The organism is Thauera phenylacetica B4P, assembly GCF_000310225.1.
In the GTDB taxonomy this organism is placed as follows: domain Bacteria; phylum Pseudomonadota; class Gammaproteobacteria; order Burkholderiales; family Rhodocyclaceae; genus Thauera; species Thauera phenylacetica.
Window position 1 is genome coordinate 1 of record NZ_AMXF01000505.1, and the last position, 962, is coordinate 962.

Below are 962 nucleotides of genomic sequence, written 5' to 3' on the forward strand. Positions count from 1 at the left end.
GAGCAGCCTGCGGTAGAGCGCGGCGAGGCGCCCGGCCATCACGCCGTCGGCCCACTCGGCGGCGTAGTCGCGTGCCTCGGCGGCGAGCCGCCGGCGCAGGCGGAGGTCGGCGAGCACGCTGTTGACCGTGGCGGCGAAGCCGTCGGGGTCGTCGGGCGCGATGCGCGCGCCGCGCTCGGGGCCGAGGATGTCGGTGGTGCCCATCGCGGACAGCGCGACCACCGGCAGCCCGGCGGCCATCGCCTCGAGCAGCACCAGGCCCTGGGTCTCGGTGCGCGAGGCGAACACGAACACGTCGGCGGCGGCGTAGCAGTCGGGCAGGCGCTTGCGGCGCTCGAGGTAGCCGACGAAGCGCACCGTGTTGTCCAGCCCCGCGGCGAGCGCCTGGCGCTGCAGGCGGGCGCTCGCCGGGCCCTCGCCGGCGACCACGAGCACGAAGTCGGGCCGGCGCGCCTTGAGCCGGGCGGCGACCTCGAGCAGGAAGCCGATGTTCTTCTCGTGCGCGACGCGGCCGATGTAGAGCGCCATCGGCGCGTCTTCCGGGATGTCGTAGAGGCGGCGGAAGTGCGGGCCGTCGCCGGCGGCGAAGTCCTGCAGCGGGATGCCGGTGGGCAGGATCTCCATCGGGCTGCGCACGCCGTAGCCGGCGAGGCGCTCGTGCATGGCGGTCGAGGGCACCACCACCGCATCCACCGCGTTGCACTGCGTGCGCGACACCCGCCGCGCCAGCCCGCGCAGCACGCCGGCGGGCAGGAAGGGCAGGTAGTGGTGGAGGTATTCCTCGAAGAAGGTGTGGTAGGTCAGCAGCACCGGCCGGCCCTCGGCGCGCGCAGCGCGCAGCCCGGCGCGGTGGGCGAGGAAGGGCGTCTGGATGTGCACCAGGTCGCAGGCGGCGGCCTCGCGCCGCGCGGCGGCGTGCATCGCGCGCGCATCGGCGAGGCGGTCCTCGGGGTCGAGCGGCA

Annotated in this window: 1 protein-coding gene; it reads right to left on the reverse strand. The window is 75.6% G+C overall.

The genetic code is table 11. The annotated features are described in order from the left end of the window. Positions 1 to 962: glycosyltransferase (locus C667_RS23335; protein WP_004390376.1), on the reverse strand; the 962-nt coding region annotated here is incomplete at both ends.